The organism is Zwartia sp. (genome assembly GCF_049655405.1).
Taxonomy (GTDB): domain Bacteria; phylum Pseudomonadota; class Gammaproteobacteria; order Burkholderiales; family Burkholderiaceae_B; genus Zwartia.
Window position 1 is genome coordinate 65866 of the sequence record NZ_JBASJR010000001.1, and the last position, 14996, is coordinate 80861.

General features: G+C 50.1%; 17 protein-coding genes. 4 read left to right on the forward strand and 13 right to left on the reverse strand.

The window, feature by feature from the left end; genetic code table 11:
- The first annotated feature begins 2 nt into the window (after positions 1–2).
- From WBJ47_RS00285 to WBJ47_RS00295, 3 genes are all read left to right on the forward strand, one after another.
- Positions 3–794, forward strand: coding sequence for a peptidylprolyl isomerase (locus tag WBJ47_RS00285; protein WP_422244479.1), 792 nt, complete (start codon positions 3–5; stop codon positions 792–794).
- Positions 795–809: 15 nt separating this feature from the next.
- Positions 810–1220 carry a ribonucleotide reductase subunit alpha gene (locus tag WBJ47_RS00290; RefSeq protein WP_422244480.1) on the forward strand — a complete coding sequence of 137 codons (411 nt, stop codon included), beginning with the start codon at positions 810–812 and terminating at the stop codon, positions 1218–1220.
- A gap of 144 nt (positions 1221–1364) precedes the next feature.
- Complete coding sequence (locus WBJ47_RS00295) at positions 1365–1856, forward strand: anti-virulence regulator CigR family protein (RefSeq protein WP_422244481.1); 492 nt, start codon at positions 1365–1367, stop codon at positions 1854–1856.
- Here the strand turns inward: WBJ47_RS00295 and WBJ47_RS00300 are convergent.
- From WBJ47_RS00300 to WBJ47_RS00345, 10 genes are all read right to left on the reverse strand, one after another.
- Positions 1836–2606, reverse strand: a complete 771-nt coding sequence (locus tag WBJ47_RS00300; RefSeq protein ID WP_422244482.1) for an ATP-binding cassette domain-containing protein — start codon at positions 2604–2606, stop codon at positions 1836–1838. The genes WBJ47_RS00295 and WBJ47_RS00300 overlap by 21 nt on opposite strands.
- 14 nt (positions 2607–2620) lie before the next feature.
- Entirely contained in the window at positions 2621–3694 is a 1074-nt protein-coding gene (locus WBJ47_RS00305; protein WP_422244483.1) for a FecCD family ABC transporter permease, read from the reverse strand.
- Positions 3691–4593: a heme/hemin ABC transporter substrate-binding protein gene (locus WBJ47_RS00310; protein ID WP_422244485.1), complete on the reverse strand. Its 903-nt coding sequence runs from the start codon at positions 4591–4593 to the stop codon at positions 3691–3693. The genes WBJ47_RS00305 and WBJ47_RS00310 overlap by 4 nt, the downstream gene beginning before the upstream one ends.
- Positions 4590–5672, reverse strand: a complete 1083-nt coding sequence (locus WBJ47_RS00315) for a hemin-degrading factor (protein WP_422244486.1) — start codon at positions 5670–5672, stop codon at positions 4590–4592. The genes WBJ47_RS00310 and WBJ47_RS00315 overlap by 4 nt, the downstream gene beginning before the upstream one ends.
- A gap of 45 nt (positions 5673–5717) precedes the next feature.
- Complete coding sequence (locus tag WBJ47_RS00320) at positions 5718–8024, reverse strand: TonB-dependent hemoglobin/transferrin/lactoferrin family receptor (RefSeq protein WP_422244488.1); 2307 nt, start codon at positions 8022–8024, stop codon at positions 5718–5720.
- A 67-nt stretch (positions 8025–8091) separates the two neighbouring features.
- Positions 8092–8307: a hemin uptake protein HemP gene (hemP, locus tag WBJ47_RS00325; protein ID WP_422244490.1), complete on the reverse strand. Its 216-nt coding sequence runs from the start codon at positions 8305–8307 to the stop codon at positions 8092–8094.
- 104 nt (positions 8308–8411) lie between these two features.
- The gene (locus WBJ47_RS00330) at positions 8412–9341 is read right to left on the reverse strand and encodes a metal ABC transporter substrate-binding protein (RefSeq protein ID WP_424585618.1); all 930 of its coding nucleotides are present in this window, start codon (positions 9339–9341) and stop codon (positions 8412–8414) included.
- Positions 9341–10234 carry a metal ABC transporter permease gene (locus WBJ47_RS00335; protein ID WP_422244494.1) on the reverse strand — a complete coding sequence of 298 codons (894 nt, stop codon included), beginning with the start codon at positions 10232–10234 and terminating at the stop codon, positions 9341–9343. The genes WBJ47_RS00330 and WBJ47_RS00335 overlap by 1 nt, the downstream gene beginning before the upstream one ends.
- Positions 10234–11037, reverse strand: coding sequence for a metal ABC transporter ATP-binding protein (locus WBJ47_RS00340; protein WP_422244496.1), 804 nt, complete (start codon positions 11035–11037; stop codon positions 10234–10236). The genes WBJ47_RS00335 and WBJ47_RS00340 overlap by 1 nt, the downstream gene beginning before the upstream one ends.
- Positions 11030–11281 (reverse strand): hypothetical protein, encoded by a 252-nt coding sequence (locus WBJ47_RS00345; protein WP_422244498.1) that lies wholly within the window; start codon positions 11279–11281, stop codon positions 11030–11032. The genes WBJ47_RS00340 and WBJ47_RS00345 overlap by 8 nt, the downstream gene beginning before the upstream one ends.
- 69 nt (positions 11282–11350) lie before the next feature.
- On the opposite strand from WBJ47_RS00345, the gene WBJ47_RS00350 reads away from it, so the two are divergent.
- On the forward strand, positions 11351–11716 hold the full coding sequence (locus WBJ47_RS00350) for a Fur family transcriptional regulator (protein WP_422244499.1): 366 nt from the start codon (positions 11351–11353) through the stop codon (positions 11714–11716).
- Position 11717: 1 nt separating this feature from the next.
- On the opposite strand, the gene WBJ47_RS00355 is transcribed toward WBJ47_RS00350, so the two are convergent.
- The 3 genes from WBJ47_RS00355 to WBJ47_RS00365 form a co-directional block, all read right to left on the reverse strand.
- Positions 11718–12755, reverse strand: coding sequence for a nickel/cobalt transporter (locus WBJ47_RS00355; RefSeq protein WP_422244566.1), 1038 nt, complete (start codon positions 12753–12755; stop codon positions 11718–11720).
- Positions 12756–12826: 71 nt separating this feature from the next.
- Complete coding sequence (locus WBJ47_RS00360; RefSeq protein ID WP_422244501.1) at positions 12827–13507, reverse strand: DUF1007 family protein; 681 nt, start codon at positions 13505–13507, stop codon at positions 12827–12829.
- Positions 13508–13524: 17 nt separating this feature from the next.
- Positions 13525–14931, reverse strand: coding sequence for an MmgE/PrpD family protein (locus WBJ47_RS00365; protein ID WP_422244503.1), 1407 nt, complete (start codon positions 14929–14931; stop codon positions 13525–13527).
- Between the last annotated feature and the right edge of the window lie 65 nt (positions 14932–14996).

The following is a 14996-nucleotide window of genomic DNA, read 5'->3' on the forward strand; positions in this document are numbered from 1 at the left end:
CCATGTCTGCAATATTGATCGTTTCATCCCCAAAAGTGAATGGGATCTCACTGGCTCAAGACGGAGAAAAACTCTCTGACGATGATTTGCGTGAACGTGCCTATGCTGAACTGTTGCGTCAAGAGGCCGCCCGCCTGAAGCTTGTTTCACCTCGTCAAACATCCTGTTGGCTCCCACTAACTGAGGAAGAACAGGCAATCATTGAAAACATGCTTGAAAAACAGGTACTCACTCCTGAGCCTGAATTAAACGAATGTTCCAGGTACTACGAAGCCAACAAAGCTAAGTATGTCGTTGGACAAGCGATCAATCTACGACATATTTTGTTTGCCGTAACCGAAGGCGTTCCTGTTCAGGCATTAGCGGGACATGCTGAAACTGCTCTTCTTGAACTCATGCATAAAAATGCGGGCGCTGGCTTATTTGATCAAAAAGCGAAAGAGCTCTCTAACTGTCCGTCGGGAAGAGAGGGTGGCCAACTAGGTTGGTTGGAGCCCCATGAATGCGCGCCAGAGCTCGCAAGGGCGCTCTTTTTTGATGGCGAGGCTCAACTGGGTCAAGGTCTTCATCCCAGATTGATTCACTCTCGACACGGACTTCATATTATTGAAGTATTAGAAAGACGAACAGGGACTCAACTGAGTTTTGACGAAGTCAAGGACAAAATTGAGATGCATCTTTCCATGCAGTCACGTGCGACTGCATTACGTCAGTTCATGATGATACTCGTCGGTGGGTCTGAAATAGAAGGAATAGAACTTGAAAGCGCCGACACACCTCTCGTTCAAAATTAATATGACAAGGCATGCATGATGGAAATCACCTCATTTGACGATTTGCTGAACGCAGCTCAATCTCAAAGTACTCAACAGCAGCTTTTGCTTGTGTTTACTAAAGCTGAAATTCCGGACGACTGCAGCGATGAACAACGCGCTGGTTTCGCTGCCGGTCACGGCGGAGCGCTTATGCCTGTTGCTTGTGTCGACAAACGAGCCGACGAAATCAAATCATTCACAGAATTATGCCAAGAAGCCAATGAGTTTGTTCAGGACTGGGACATTGTCTTTGCAGGAGCATTGGGCGCAAAGCCCGGTCAAAGCCTACTGGATCAAGAAATCGACAAAAAAATTGGAATAATGGTTGAGTCTATTAAAATTGGACAAATTAGCCAATTTGCTACTTTCAACCGCATGGGTCATGCCGTTAAGTTAATAAGTTAATGTCATCAATCAATCATTTTTCTAACTAACTGCACAATCATATTCATACTGACCAAGGTCATCCACTTAGTTGAGCATCTGGTGTACCCTGAGCTTAATAAGTATTGATATTCATGCTTTGAACATCGACAGGGAGACCGTGATATGAAAAGCTTCCAACGCATTTCGATCGCTTTACTGCTGAGCAGTATTGTAGCGATCCAACCCGTACTGGCCGACCCTCCTCCCGGCAAAGGTAACCCTAACAAGGGTAACCAGGGGAGCCAGGGAAACAACGGCAATAATGGAAATAAAGGCAATAGTGACCAAGGGCAGAGTCAGGGTAATGCTCAGGACAACTCCTCTGACCTTGCCACGGGTCTGGTCATAGCGGGCATCACTGCGATAGCCGCTCAAAACCTCGCTACAAATTATGGCATGGTTGGCTATGCACCACTACCTCCCGGAATCGCTAAAAACCTGGCTCGAGGTAAACCGCTTCCACCTGGTATCGCAAAAAAATATCCACCGAATGCCATGCTCGGTCAACTCCCATACCACCCAGGTTATGAGTGGCGAGTCGCAGGGTCTGATTTAATTTTAGTCGCAATTGGAACGGCGATTGTGGCAGATGTTTTAAGGAATGTTTTTCGTTAAATTTCGAAGTGGCATCATGACGAGATCACCCTGCTCGTCCGTGAGACATGTCAAACGAACACCATACAACTGCTCCAGCGACTGTTTTGCATCCACACCACTTTCGACGCATTCAATTTCTGATCCAGGGTGAACGAGCGTCAGGCGACTAAAGTATCTGAGAGCATGATTGACATCATGCATCACTGCAATCACTGCATGTCGGCGAATCCTTGCAAACCTCATGAGTGTCTCAAGCAAAAGATCCTGCAAGCCGGGATCCACTGCAGCAATCGGTTCATCCATCAAAATATACCCGTCTTCGACATCCCAAAGCTGGGCAAATATGCGTGCCAAATGCACGCGAGCCAACTCGCCTCCAGACAGAGTGTCCACTGTCCGAGCCATCAGATGTGTCACACCCAACATCTCACCTGCCCGCGCAACAATCTGATCACAACATGCGCCCCTCTCTCTGGAGACGCGCCCGAGACCAATCACGACATGCACTGAAAGTGCAAAAGCCATGTTATGAAATTGAGTCAACACTGCACGATGTTGACTGAGTTGATGAGGATCCCAGGCGCTTAAGGGACGATCATTGAATCTGATCTGACCTGAAGTGGGCAAGGTCGAACCTGAAAGAAGCTTGAGAAGTGTTGATTTTCCAGCGCCGTTGGGTCCCAGGATCGCCATGCACTCGCCACTGCGAATTCGAAGAGTAAAGGGTCCAAAACAATACTGGCCATATTTTTTATGTACATTTTCCATCACTAGCATTGCAATCACCCAACTTGATGACGCTTAGTGCGCAATAGAAGCATTAGAAACGGACCACCCAAAAGTGCAGTAAAAATTCCGACAGGTATCTCAGCGGGTATCGCCACCGTTCGAGCCATCGTATCTGCAGCCAGCATGAGTAACGATCCGAATAGTAGCGAATAGGGTAAAAGCGCACGCTGATCGGATCCGACGAGCGAACGCGCCAGATGAGGCGCGATTAAACCTACGAAACCAATCACCCCACAAAATGCAACAGCCAGCCCCGCCAATAATGCGACTAAAACTGATACAGTCCAGCGCAAGCGCGTCACTACCACGCCCAGATGAGAGGCTGTGACATCACCTAGGCTCAGCGCGTTGAGACGGTATGCCAATGAGCGGGCCCAAAGAAAAGCGCCAGCAAGTAAAAACCCTGCTACTAAAACCATTGTCCAACTCGCGCCAGCCAATGACCCAAGTGTCCAGAAAGACAGGCTACGCAATTGCTCATCTGTCGCAAGATAGGTACACAAACCAATAATGGCCACACCGAGGGCATTCAATGCAATCCCTAGCAATAGAAGCCCCGCGATAGAACCTGGCGTCAACCATCTGGAACTGATATTCAAAAACATGCAGGTCAAAAACGCCCCTGAAAAAGAAACAATGGGTAATAGCCAAAACCTAACGTTCGCAGATACAGTAGTAGTGAATTCAGAGAACACAACGATTGTGAGGGCAGCCGCACAAGCAGCACCCGTTGTCACCCCCAGCAAACTTGGATCTGACAAGGGATTGCGAAACAAACCTTGTACAAGTGCCCCTGACAGACCAAGGCATGCTCCAATCAAGACAGCCAACAACACACGCGGCATCCGCAGGTACCAAAGCACATATGAATCTCCATCTATTAGAACGTGAACAAGATCCCCACCAAAGAAAGAAAACGCAACCGTTCTTAAGTTGAGCCAATCATTCCAGTCGACATTGACGGCACCGGTTTGTAATGCAAACAACAGACTCACCAACACTACCGCAAACGAGATCGTTAAGTGAACTACCTTTGAGTTGACTACCCTTGAGTTGGCTGTTCTCATGATCCAATCAACTTTGAGCGCAGCATCTGCACTGCAGCAGGAAGACGCGGACCAAAGCCAAGCAATAAACTTGCATCCATTGAAGCGATACGTCGATTACGACCTGCAGGTGTTTGACTGACGCCAGGAAGTTTAAAAACATTCGCAAGACCACCTAAGGCACGCACACCATTTTCAGTGAGCATTAATACCTCTGGTTGGGCCGCTACCAGTGACTCTGGGGTAAGAGGCTTGTACCCAGAAAATCCTGATACGGCATTGATCGCACCTGCATACGTCATCATGGCATGCGCTCCCGTATGCGTCCCCGATGCCAGCAAACGATTGGCACTATGGACAAAGAGAAATATCGCTCTCGGAGGAGGCAAATCAGTCACGGCGGACGATGCGAGAACTCGCTCCCATTCAAGCTGTAGATGCTGACTCACCAGACTAGACTGCGACTCCCGACTGAGCAACTTTCCAATACGCGTAATACGTTCAACAAGACCTTCAAATCGGTATCCAGAGTCCATTTGCTCGATAGACACACCGGCAGAAGCGATCTGGCGCAATACAGACGTTGGTCCTGCCTCTTCGGTTGCAAATACATGCGTTGGATTGAGCGCCAACACACCCTCTGCCGAAAGGCTGCGTGCATAACCAATCTGCGGCAAGGATAGCGCCTCCACAGGATAAGTAGACGTTGAGTCCACGCCAACAAGACAGTGTTTAGCTTTCAGAGCATAAACAATCTCGGTCAACGCACCCCCAGCGCAGACGATACGGAGGACTCTATCGTTCGAATGTCCAGCATGCAGTTGTGGGCTAAGCGCCAACGCACCAATCGTACCCAGACGGCTGAGAGCCCTTCTTCTCATCAAAAATGCCAGTGTTTCTGGAAATCGGGAAGGTGTCATGCGGCGCATAATCTGCTCGAAGTCGACAGGCCATCCAGTAACGCACGCCACTGAATATTTTCTGGAAAGCCAGGTTTACGCTGACCAAAAAGCATTGCGATGACTTCTCCCGAATGATCAAACAGTTCCATGGAAGTGACTACACCATCGACTGTCGGCTTGCGCACAACCCAAACACTGGCGATTTGATCTTGGCGAAGATGCAGATTGAAATCATCGTCCAGGATGTTTAACCATCCATTGGAAACAGAAATATTATGAATCGCTCCCGTATGAATCTGAATCACACCTGGATTGGAGACAAATACCATGACAGGTATTTTTTTATCTGAACAAACGCCTAACACCCGTCGGCACTCACCTGGCCTGACAGAAAATGTATAGTCTGTGCCAATCTGTCGAAATGCCTGTAATCTCGATACGGCATGTTTTTTCAACAACAAAAAGAAATCATGTGTGTCACGCATACAAATCCAATCTTGTTGTAAAGACGGAACATCAACTTCCTTGTTGGTACATTCTGGATTGCCGGGTGATTGGGAACAAATAGACACACCGGGTGACTGTTCAGGATCAATGAAACGATCAATCAGAGATTCAAAAGCGTCGCTTTGGCTCTCAGGAAGTAAAAAAATCTTGTGAATCGCAACGCCAGCTTGATCAAAGTACTGAAGACTTTTCTGTACACCGCGCGCAGTCTTTTCAATAACAGCAAAGCCAACATGCCATTTTTTATAGAAAATACGCAGATCAATGGCATTTCCAAGTACCAGCCCTATATCCCCTGTTTGACTCACCGGAGTGTAGACACCCATTTTTTCATGAACGCATGATGCGTTTCTGGTCAGAGCCATGACTGCACCTAAGGTCTCCATGCTCGAGATGTGCTCCGCCCATTGTTCACTCAAACGAATCGCATGGAGTGTGACGCTCTCCTCGAGAGCGCACTGACCGCAGTGTGCGGCCAGTAATTCAGCCTCTGAAATCATCAATATTTTTGCAATATCGCGATGTCTGCGTGGTCCGTCCCGGCGCATTGCGGCAAAAGCTGCGCGTATCGTCTCATGGGTTTGAGTCATGATGTACTCCTGCTATAGATCGTGATTGGAAATTGGTCTCTGAGATCAAAAGTCGAAGCGCAGAGACAACTGGATATTGCGACCAGGTGCTGTGTACGCGTCTTTGATCGCGCTGTGACTGGATAAACCGCTTACATCGGACCATCGCCAGTATTTGGTATCAAAAACATTATTCACGTTAGCGTTGAGAGTGAAATTTGGCGCTGGTTTCCAATAGAACCCCAGATCCAGCGTGCCATAGGATGGCGTTGCATACTGTTCTGGCGATGACTGTGCGATTTGTGAAGGGCTCTTGGCCGCATTCCAGATCCAATCTGCTCGAGCCCCCCACTCTGCCTGATCATATCGAAGACCGAACAAGATCTTGAAAGGCTGAATAGAGTCGAGAGGTTGTTTATGCCCTCGAATTGTTGAGTCTCCCTTCATATATGCAAAACCTGACTCGAGACTCCAGTTTTTTTCAAATCTCCAGTCAGCTCTGGCAACCAGCCCCTGAATATGCGCATTTGTCAGATTGACGTACTGGTAAACCGTAGGATTCGATGGTCGACCTGCTCCGCCGACAATTTGCTGACTAATGAAATTTTTGTAGTAATTGTCAAAAACAGAGAGTGAATAACTAACTTTTTGGTCAAATCCCCTCACTCCAATTTCAAAACTATCCGCATATTCAGGCTTTAAGTCAGGATTACCAATACTCGTATAGCCTGAGGCGAGATTCCTGAAACCATTGTTGACCTGATCAGGCGTCGGTGCGCGAAATCCCTGGGCATATTGAGCATAAGGTGCGAACATCGGATGCATGGACCAGACAATGCCTATACGCGGCGTCAAGGCGTATCCATCAGTTGTTGCGGGTGGGTTGTTGTGCCTACCTTTTTGGGTGTGTGGACCACTGAAATTCGTAGAGGGTGCAATACGGTAATAGTCAAAACGTAGCCCGGGTGTGATGCTGAAATCTCCTAACTCGACTTCACTTTGCAGAAAGGCACCACTCAGCGTATAGGTTGTGTCGGGAAAGGGTTTGTCAGGGAATACGCCGCCATAGGGAGGGAATGTGCCGTCACGGACACCCTGGATATTGGCCTGACTCCAGTCCAAGCCGTACGTGAGTCGCTGATCGAGAAAGTTTGTGATGTTGCTTTCAAACTGTGTTGCGGCACCAAATACTGTTGTTTGATATGTATTGTCACGTGTCCGTCCGCGTGCACGGTAGCGCTCCTCTGTCGCAAACTGATTGATTTGTGCATCCTGCCAATAAACACGGGTTTCTGCCTTTTGGATAAAAGCCGCACTCATATCGCTGTAACGATGTTCAAGCGATAGGCGGTCGCGATTGATTCGATCCAATGTAGAAAAACTCAAGGTGCCCAGAGGCCTGAGCGGTTGAGCCACTCTGGCGGAAAAGACATCGGTGGCTTGTGTGCGTCGCTGGGACTCGAGTGTAAGTACCAACTGCTGATGGACATTGATAGAAAGCATCGCTTTTGCAAGCAAATATCGGTTGTTGTAATCAACGGGATTTGGGACCGTTCGGTCAATGTTTTGAGCCTTGTTCGTTCCCTGATTGATGGCTTCGTGCCCGAGCCGGAAACTCCCGAGAATCATGCCTTGCCATGGACCTCGCTCCCCTGCGAGTCCAAGCGTGCTGGACCAGGAACGATCGATACTGGCGTAACCTGTTCGCACAAACCCACCCGCGCCACCCACGCCAACCTTGTCGCCAACATCGCCTTGTTTTTTCTCTTTTTTGTATAAATCAGCGGGATCCAGTGTGCGAAAACTGACGGCACCAGCAACACCATCGCTGCCATATTGTGTCGATGCGGGGCCTCTCAGCACCTCGACAGACCTGATCCCATCTACATCCAGATAGTCTCCACGACCAGTATTAAATGAACCAAACGAAAAACCATTGGGCACCCGTATTCCATCGATTAGCATCAACACTTGATTGCCGCCAAGGCCGCGAATGTTGACACCCTGATTTCCCGATCGCCCTGCTGAGGTACCTGCATTGCTAAAGCGCGTTGGACCCGACGGCACGGTGACATCAAGCTCGTTGCGAAAGATATCTTTTAAGTCACGCGCACCTTCTTTTTCTATGGTTTCAGCACTGATTACAGTGACAGATGCCGGCACCTCGTCTATGCGACGCTCTCCGCGCGAAGCACTCACAGTTATTTCGCTCAATTGGGTCAAGGTGTGCTCGGGAGCCTGGGCTGTAGCAAGGCTTGCATACAAACCAGCAGTGATGCTGCAAGTCAAGCCCGTCATGAACCCAGAGGTGAGATTTCGCTTGGGAGTGAGATGACGTGCGCGAGGAGATCCAGCATGATGAATACGCAGCATAGGTGTGTCCTAAATGAATTTAGGCACTGGCTGGCGATGGCTGGCTCGTGCAATGAAATAAATGAAACTACTTGGTCAGGATAAGTTTTCCTAACGCGGTCTGACGCAAACGATACTGGGCACCCTGATGTGTAATCTCAAGCTCATCAGCACCCGCAAACAGTGCCTCGCTTGTGACACTCACAATAGATTTTGCTGTGCAAAAGTCCCGCTTGGGTGAGCGTGTGATTGCTTGATGCCGGAGTGCAGAAGAGGGATCAAGATGAGAATGTCGTTTAATCATGACTACATTCTAAACGACAATGATTCTCATCTTCCGGAATTAATTGAAACAAAATGCAAGCGAAAGACAAACTGTGCGCGAACTCAATACTCGCGCGCTGAGGGTTAAGGCGAAACTGAAATACCAGAGACAATGGTCGACACGTTCCGTTCAAACATCTTGAGATAAGTGTCTGCGTCAGTCCCGGGCTCGGACAAGGCATCGGCAAAGAGTGTGCCACCGATTTTCGCACCCGTATCTTTCGCCACGCGCTCCAATACGCGTGGATCAGAAATATTTTCTGCAAAAATTGCAGTCACTTTGTTCTTTTTGATTTCATTGACAATGCGCACAACATCCGCTGCAGAGGGCTCGCTACCTGTTGACAACCCCTGGAGTGGATAGAAGGTCACCTTGTAGGCGCGCGCGAAATATCCAAACGCGTCGTGAGAGGTAATGACCCGTCTGCGTTCCATTGGCACAGCAGCAATTTTGGCTTGAGTGCTTTTCTCCAGCGCATCAATTTGCTTGAGATAAGCTGCTGCGCGTGCTTGAAAATCAGCAGTCTGCGCAGGCATCGCTGCACTCAAGGCCACTTTAATGTTTTCTACATATTGACGCGCATTCATTAAATTTTGCCAGGCATGTGGGTCAGGTGCTGCGTGCGAATGATTGTGACCATGGTCATGATCGCTTTTTGCCATCGGAATTGTCTTGACGCCTTTGCTGGCCGTTAAAACAGGCCCTTTGTAGCCTGAGGATTTAATCAGACGATTCATCCAGCCTTCAAAACCAAGTCCATTGACCACAACGAGCTTGGCTTGCGCCAGGCGTTTCGCATCGGCGGGAGTCGGATCAAAAACGTGGGCGTCCGAATTTGGGCCTACCAAGCTTGTGACGGCGACGTGAGGACCACCGACTTGCTTGACCATATCAGCGAGAATGGAAAAACTTGCCACGACAGGCAGGGGCTCGCTCGCATAGCTAGGGGCAATTCCCCCCAACAGTACAACTGCAACGAACAGTCGAACTTTGGCCTGAAACGTATTCAGCATCATGACTCCTTGTGCTGGGGGGTGGGAAAGAGAATTAATCTGAAACTGTCGCGGGAACCCAAACAAAGTGAAATCAAGTACAAAAGGCCTGCGACTAAGACAATAGAAGGGCCGGAAGGAAAATTAGCGTGATAGGAGATCAACAGACCAAAGTAACCGCTGAGCGCACCAAAGCCTGCGGCGAGCGAGGAGCGGGCCACCACTCCGTAGCACCAAAATCTCGCAGCGGTCGCGGGTAGCATTAATAAACCCACTGCCATGAGTGTGCCAAGCGCCTGGAAGGCTGAGACTAAATTAAGTACCACCATCAGCATGAAAAGCTGGTGAACGAACGCCCCTCGCCCCCCGACAGAGCGCAGAAAACCAGGATCAAAGCACTCCACCATCAAAGGACGCCAAATCGCCGCCAATAGTAAAAGTGAGGCCGTCGAAGCGCCCGCAATCATCAGCAATGATTCAGCGTCAGTCGCCAGCACACTCCCAAACAAAAAGTGCAACAAGTCAACCTTGCTGCCTGAAGTGGAAATCAGCAACACCCCTAGTGCAAGTGCGATTAAATAAAAAGAAGCGAAACTCGCGTCTTCCTTTTGGCTTGTCCACCGCGTGACAAAATTTGCGACCAGTGCCATGAGGGCTGCTGCGATAAAACTACCGAGCGTCATGGCAGGCAATGACAATCCAAAAAAGATAAAACCCACCGCAGCGCCTGGCAAAACAGCATGCGCGATCGCGTCGCCGGCAAGACTCATCCGTCGTAACACCAGAATTGTGCCAATCGGTCCACAGGCCAAACCAATCGCCACGCAAGCGATCAAGGCACGTTTCATAAAACCGTATTCGACAAACGGTGCAAGGATCCAGCTATATAAAAGTGTTCCCCATTCGAACATCATCAACCTCTGCTCCCACTCTCGGGTGGGCGAACGCACCAAGGTGCGCGATCATCCCAGTACTCGGCAGTCTGTCGTGCGCGCGTCAAGTTTTCTGTCGTCAAGACCTCAGCACTACTTCCCCAAGCAATGACCTCCCGCGCAAGCAACAAGGTTTGTGGGAAATATTGGCGAACCATCTCCAGATCGTGGAGCACGGCAATCACGGTGCGTGACTGTCGATGCCAATTAAGGACCACCCCGAGCAAATCTTCGGCTGTGCGGGTATCCAGCGCATTAAAAGGCTCATCAAGCAAAATAATCTGAGCATCCTGCATCAATAGCCTGGCGAACAAAACACGTTGCAACTGTCCGACGGAGAGTTCGCCAATGTAGCGTCGCTCGAAGCCAATCAATCCGACAGCTGCCAACACCTCTGAAGCTCGGGCGCGTATCTCAGCAGAAACTGGACGAAAACTACCGAGTTCGCGCCATGCCCCGAGCGATACCACATCCAGCACTCGGACTGGAAACTCACGATCAATGGCGGACTGCTGGGGCAGATATGCGAGTTTTGACGCACGCCCCTGCACGGACTGAATCGCAGGCGCAAAATCTATTGAACCTTCTATGCCACTTTTTTGACCAGACAAAGCTGAGAGCAAGGTACTTTTGCCCGCACCATTTGGTCCGACAATTGCAGTCAGTGACCCAGCTTCGAAGGCACCACTCAGATGGTGCACAGCGGGATGCCCTTGGTAGGCAAGCGTCAGATTTCGAATCTCGATTGCCTTGGGACTCGAGGTCATTACGTCAAGCTCAGCCATGTGTGTGCAATGCCCAAAAAACGACTAACCACAACACGACCAGCAAAGAGGTGATCCAAAGCAATCGCTGTCCAAGTCCGATCAACACGGGACTTTTGAGATCCTTGGTTTGCGCATGTGCATGCAAGGATGCGGAGCCATGCGTATGAGTATGCGCATGATCATGCGCGTGAACATGCGCATGATCATGCGCATGCTGCTGCCCGTGCGGATGCGAATGCTCTTGATGTGGATGGGTTTGCATTCAAGACTCTAAAACAAGTGTAAAGTTAGAGATGTTATCAATATTGATAATACACTATCATTAAAGCCTATGGAACGCTCTACTCGACAACGGTCAGCAATTAAAGAAGCCCTGCAGACGGCCGCACGGCCTTTGCTCGCTCAGGAAGTGCTTGAGCTAGCTGGACATGCTGTGCCCAATTTAGGCATTGCCACTGTCTATCGCAACCTGAAAGCGATGGTCGAAGATGGAACATTGCGACAGGTCGTATTGCCCGGTGAAAACCCAAGATTTGAACTGGGTAATCACGGACATCATCATCATTTTCAATGTAAGCAATGTCAAAAAGTCTTTGATATTCATTCCTGCCCGTCAGACTTAGCCATGCTGGCACCAAAGGGTTTCAAAGTCGAAGATCACGACTTAACACTCTATGGCCGCTGCAAAGACTGCTGACTTAATTGCCCGTCGTGCCCGTCCCAAGTGCAGCACTCAGCAGCAGCAGGCCAAGCGCCAAGACAGCAAATGATGCAAGCGCTTGCAAGCCCATCAAAAAAACCTTCCCCCACACTCGCTGAGTTCCACCCGTCGCAGAGACCGTGACTTGGCTGACCCAAAGAGAAGCGGAGGCTAGCGCAGCAACCGTCAGTCCGGTCCCCAAACCCATCGCGAGAGCGGCTGCGATGCCTGCAATAAAAAACCCTTGTGCAAGTGAAAACACGAGCACAAAGACCGCACCCGAGCAGGGCCTGAGCCCTACGGCCAAAATCGCTGAGAGCGCCTTAGACCAATTGAGTGGACCTGCGATTAAATTAGGATCAGGCATATGCACATGCCCGCAACTCTCATCATGAACATGAGCATGGTCTGAATGGGCATGGTGATGTGCATGGCCATGATCGTGGCTGCACGCATGCTCTCCATGCGTATGGTGCGCATGCTGAGTCTGTGGTCTCTGACCGGCGCTCAGCCATGCGCGAATTGAATGAATCAAGGGCTTTAGTACATGTTTGTAAACCAGCCAGGCACCAAGCGCAGCCATCATGGCGTAAGAAGCGAGCTCTAGCCACCAAGTGGCACGATTCATCTCCACCCCTGACACCTGCAGCACGCCTGCTGCAATTGCAACCAAAGCGATCGCGACAAAAGCCTGCAAAAAAGCAGACAGCATGGCGAGTAAAGCACCATTACGGATCGTCTCGCGATTTGCCAAGACGTAAGCTGTTAAAACAGCCTTTCCGTGACCGGGACCCAAGGCGTGAAAAACACCGTAACCAAAGGAAAGCGCTAACAACAACCACGCTGCCCAGCCATCTTGTTTCCAAGCCCGCACTGCACCGGTCAATTGGCGATAAAAATGCCCTTGCCATGCGGCCATCTGACCGCTGAACTCTGCAAACCAACCAGGCGAAGGCATGCTTAAGCGTTGCTCAGGCGTTGCAAAGGGGTGGGCAGTTTGAGCCAACACGGGCTCAGCAAAACCGATACAGAGCATCAGTAGCCACACAAAAACAAACCCGTTGAATCGCAAGTTTGACGTATTGTTTTTTGGGTCAGCGCAATGAATCATGGACACTTCACAGTGAATTGATGTGAAAGCTGGCGTACAGCTTCGCGTAAATTCTCAGGCAATTCCTTTTGTGTTGGAGGGATTGACCACAGTAAACGCTCTGTTTTCGGGTCAAGAGGCCTCGGCGGCATATACCCAAATTTGCATTGCCAGGGTGCGTCGATCCCTTTTATGGCACGGGCACCCCCTTTGTAATCGAAAGCAACAAAATAGCTGGGGTCCTGGATATCCACCTCGAGTCCCTTTGCATCGACCTTGACGGGCGGGTCGATTGGCACCTCAAAAGACAAGACCAGTTGGCTAGTCTTAGGATCCCAAGTGGTCTGCGCATGATTTGGCGCGCCAAAGGTCAAGGGCTTGCCTGCAAGCGTGATCTTTGCAAAGAAATGTGATTCTGGCTCCGCAAGCGAAGTCATCCACTCACTGGTGATTTTTTCGAGTTCTGCGCGCGCGACTTGACCAGATTGGTCGCGTGTCATGCCTTGCAAGGCATAGGTCGAAAACAACTCATCAAAGAGCCAAGACTGGCGCAGGCTTGTCGCCTGTCCTTGGCTATTAAAAACAAGTGAGACCCCGCCCTCAATATAGATGTGAGGATGCGCCTGAGCAACGGATAGCGACAACCATTGCGCAACAATCAGTAGCAGGCCAGCGTATGTTTTTTTGGATATCATCATATCAACTCATTTTTTCGTTAGGCTTGATAGCGGACTGCTGCTAACAGGCCAAAAAGCTCACTGGTATCGTCTGTCGTGTCCAGGCGATCCGTCAAGGCAATCACGCGGTCGATATTCACTTTAGACAGGCATGACTCAACGACGTTACGGAATTTATACACCACGTCTTCGTGAGAAAGTGGATTTTCCGGACTCCCCCTGCGGTTCAAAATTTCGTGTTTGAATACGCGACCATCACGCGTGGTGACAGAGACGCGCGCCGCATGTCGGTAGGCGGGGCCCATTGCTTCGATCTCAGAATCAATGCGGGCATGAATTCTTTTAATGAAATCCATGATTTTGGGATCTGCCAGACGATCTTCTGCGTATTGCGCGACAAAAGCCTTGCCATCAAAACCAATGACCGCAATACCGTAATACAGATTCATTTGAGCAGCCGTCACGCCCTGCGCCTTGTATTCCCAAGCGCAATGCGTATATGTCATCGGACTCATTCCAATATCGACGTTGGCCACATCATCAGGTGTTAAGTGATGTTCACGCAATAAGTGCGCAAAAGCATCCAAGGCAGAGTGGATACTTGTGACACAAGCATGAGGCTTGTAGCCAACCTTGGCCGTTTCCCACACCTGACCCAAGTCTTCGGTCAATCTCACTGCATTTGGGGTGTTTGAATATGAACTGAGATATCCGCCATAGCCAGCCTCAAGCACATCAGTAATGCCCGTAAAGTCACGTTTCGCCAGATACGCAGAGTAAACCCCGCTTTGTGCTGCACGGCCTGAGTGAAAGCGCTTGACCATGGCACCCTCTTGGGCGGCCATCAAACCACCCGCTTGAGAGCCAACGATACCGAGCGCATGTTGCATTCGAGAGGCATTGAGATCCAGCATTTTTCCAGCACTTGCTGCAGCAACGAATACGCCTGAAGCGCCTTGCGGATGAAAGCCCCGAAAAAACAAGCCCATAGTCGCCGCGTTTCCGACGCGTGTACCGATTTCATAGCCTGTCGTCATGGCAGTCAAGAGCTGTTGACCGCTGCGACAGCCCAACTGCTCGGCAAGCGCCACCACAACAGGCGTCGCAATAGAGCCCGCATGCACAATCGACTCTTTATGAATATCATCCAGCTCAAACGCATGGCCTGCGGTGGCATTGACCAGCACCGCACCCGCAACGGAGGTTTTAACGCCCGCACCGAAGATCGAAGCCACTCCGCGGGCGCCCTCTTCTTCGATCATGGCTTGGACTCGCTGGGTCCAAGGAAGCGTTGCGCCAAATAGACAACACCCCACGCTGTCCAAAAAGCTCATCTTCATGCGCTGAATCACTTCCGCAGGAATATCGGCGTATTGGATAGAGGTAGCAAACTCTGCCAGCGCCTGAGTAGCACCGGGCAAAAGGGAGGCGGGATGATTTTCCATAGTTTTAAGGGGGGCTGCGCTAAGTAGAAGTCCCGATGCTAACGACTGATGTTTGCCGGGTCAAT